Here is a 2015-nt window from a genome sequence, read left to right on the forward strand (position 1 = left end):
TCTGGCAGCTTCGATGTGGTGCTGGATGATGGTGAGAAAAAGAAGCGATTTCATCTCAACCGTTCCTATTACGGACTTTATGTTTGTCCGATGATGTGGCGCTTGCTTGATAATTTTTCATCAGGTGCGGTGTGTATGGTTCTGGCATCTGAGCGATTTGATGAAGATGATTATATTCGTGATTATCAGGAATTTATTTCGTGCGTGAGAGATCGGAGATGAAAGTTCCGTTCCTGGATCTGACCGAACTGCACCGTGAATTGGCGGAGGATTTGGAAGCGGCTTGTTTGCGCGTTGTGCGTTCTGGCTGGTATGTCCTAGGTCGCGAGTTGGAAACTTTCGAGCAGGAGTTTGCAGAATTCTGTGGGGCGAAGTATTGCGTGGGAGTAGCCAGCGGTTTGGACGCATTGTTTCTTTCTTTGCGTGCATACGGCATAGGGCAAGGGGATGAGGTGATCGTGCCTGCGCAAACATTTATCGCGACCTGGTTTGCAGTTTCTCACAGTGGCGCGACACCGGTGGCTGTCGATATTGACCCACGCCACTATACGATTGACCCCGAACGTATTGAGAGGGCGATTACGAAAAGGACCAAGGCGATTGTTCCAGTGCATCTTTTTGGCCATCCTGCAGATCTTGACGCTATTTATGAAATTGCCTCAAAAAATGGGCTGAAGGTGATAGAGGATGCCGCACAGTCGCATGGTGCCACCTACAAGGGTAGACGCGTGGGCAGCCAGGGCGATGCGGTTGCATTCAGTTTCTATCCCGGAAAAAATCTGGGCGCTTTGGGAGATGGTGGTGCAATTGTGAGTAATGACGAAGGGTTTATTCGCGAGGTCAAGAGATTGCGCAATTATGGTTCCGAGCGCAAATACTATCATAAGATAATGGGGTTCAATTCACGTCTTGATGAGGTGCAGGCCGCTTTCCTTCGTGTCAAGCTGAAATGCCTGGAGCGCTGGAATCAGCATAGAATGCACCTGGCCAATATGTATTTGGGAATGCTTCGCGATTCCTGTCCGCCTGATTTGGTCCTTCCCGTTAGTGCCCCTTGGGCTGGTCATGTTTGGCATATTTTTTCTGTTATGCACCCGAAGCGAGACAGGGTTATCAGTGAATTGGCAAAAAAAGGTGTGGAATGTCTGGTCCATTATCCGGTTCTTCCTGAGGACTCGGAGTGTTATCGGAAACCGGGTGGAGTTCGGGAAAACCGCATTGCGAGGAGTCATGCGAAGCGGTGTTTCAGCCTGCCGCTCCACCCTGGCATGAATGAGGCACAGCTGGAATATGTGGTTGATTGTCTTGTTCAGGTCGCCACATGACTGTTAGCCGAATACTCTCAAGATTACTTCCTGTGATTGATCGTATTCGTATCAACATCTGGTTGATGTTGAGCGCTGTGTGTCTGCTGCAGTCGGGACTGCGGGACTTGCTTGGGTTTTCTCGATCGGCTCTGTTACGGCAAGGTTGGGAGATGGCTAAGCTGAATGCGCGCCTTGGAGGGAGGCACGCATCCTTCCGCCGCATGTCCATGCCGGTGTCGAGCTTTTATTATGTTTGGCCTGGGGCAACCTGGGACTCAAAATTGACAGAAATCTGGCAGCAATCTCGACGCAATCTCAAGAATGGGCTTTCGATTGCTGAGCGTTTGTTTTGTTTCTGGGTGGAGCTTTCAATCCGCTACGGGTTTCTCGATCTCGCATGGAAGGTTTGCCAAGGATTTGAAGAAGCGAAGCTTTCGGAACCGTTGCGCAGGATTCTATATGTGCATCGCATGGATATTGCCTGCCTTGTTGCTGGATGGAAACAGGAGCTTGAGCCCTATTATCAGAGACATCAGTGGTTCAATCCGGATGAAATCGATGGTTTTGAGGATGGTTTGAGCAGGTTGTTTGACAGTATAGATCAGGATACCCCGCGCTCCCTATTTCGGGAAAGTGTCTCGGTTTTTCCTGATCATGCGGAAATATATGAGATCTTTGCTACATACTGCGAACGGAGACGGTTTATCA

3 protein-coding genes are annotated in these 2015 nt (G+C 49.6%); all 3 read left to right on the top strand.

Annotation, left to right across the window (positions count from 1 at the left end):
- Positions 1 to 222, top strand: a 222-nt coding sequence (locus D6694_09485) for a WxcM-like domain-containing protein (GenBank protein ID RMH40983.1), incomplete at its 5' end; no start/stop codon positions are given.
- A complete protein-coding gene (locus tag D6694_09490) occupies positions 219 to 1325 on the top strand; it encodes a DegT/DnrJ/EryC1/StrS family aminotransferase (GenBank protein ID RMH40984.1) in 1107 nt (368 codons plus the stop codon). The genes D6694_09485 and D6694_09490, both read left to right, overlap by 4 nt.
- Positions 1322 to 2015: hypothetical protein (locus D6694_09495; GenBank protein RMH40985.1), on the top strand; the 694-nt coding region annotated here is incomplete at its 3' end. The genes D6694_09490 and D6694_09495, both read left to right, overlap by 4 nt.

This window comes from Gammaproteobacteria bacterium (assembly GCA_003696665.1).
Taxonomy (GTDB): Bacteria; Pseudomonadota; Gammaproteobacteria; order Enterobacterales.

What these genes read in the sequence shown, in the direction of transcription:
- D6694_09490 (RMH40984.1), top strand. Translation starts at nt 219, where the DNA reads ATGAAAGTTCCGTTCCTGGATCTGACCGAACTGCACCGTGAATTGGCG.